The sequence below is a fragment of the Polaromonas sp. P3_C2 genome, assembly GCF_056402675.1.
The window spans coordinates 1-802 of sequence record NZ_JBFUGX010001124.1 but is presented as its reverse complement, the minus strand read 5'-3'; the positions used below and the strand labels follow the sequence as shown (position 1 = coordinate 802).

The 802-nt window shown below is 55.0% G+C and carries 1 protein-coding gene; it reads left to right on the top strand.

Annotated elements, in window-relative coordinates:
- The coding region (locus AC1DWI_RS25075) for a DegT/DnrJ/EryC1/StrS family aminotransferase (protein ID WP_477726170.1) at positions 1 to 802 on the top strand (802 nt) is incomplete at both ends.

Here is an 802-nt window from a genome sequence, read left to right as displayed (position 1 = left end):
ACTGCCACCTGGGACCAAGCCGAATACGCTGCACTGCAAGAGGTCATCACCTCAGGCATGTTCACCATGGGACCCAAGGTGTTCGAATTCGAAAAACAATTCGCAAGCTACCTCGGTGTCAAACATTGCGTGATGGTGAATTCCGGTTCGTCGGCCAACCTGTTAATGGTCGCGGCGCTTTTTTATTCCAAGAACGACGCGATTGCACTCAAGCCGGGCGACGAAGTGATCGTTCCCGCCGTGTCCTGGAGCACAACCTATTACCCGCTATACCAGTACGGCCTGAAGATCAAATTCGTTGATATCGATCTCGAAACCTTGAACTACGACCTCGATGCACTGGAAAAGGCCGTCACCGGCAACACCCGCCTGATCATGGCCGTCAACCTGCTCGGCAATCCGAACAACTTCGCGCGCATCAAATCCATCATCGGCGACAAGAAGATCTCGCTGATCGAAGACAACTGCGAGTCGCTCGGCGCAACCTTCGAAGGCAAGCAAGCCGGCACTTTCGGCCTGATGGGCAGCTACAGCTCGTTCTTTTCACATCACATCTCGACGATGGAAGGTGGCCTGATCAGCACCGACGACGAGGAGTTGCACCACATTTTGCTGTCGCTGCGCGCGCACGGCTGGACCCGGAACCTTCCGAAGTTCAACCGTGTCTGTGGCGAAAAAAGCGACGATCCGTTCAAAGAGTCGTTCCGGTTCGTCCTGCCCGGCTACAACGTACGGCCACTCGAAATGTCAGGTGCACTTGGCATCGAGCAGGTCAAAAAATTGCCAATGCTCGTCGCGGAAC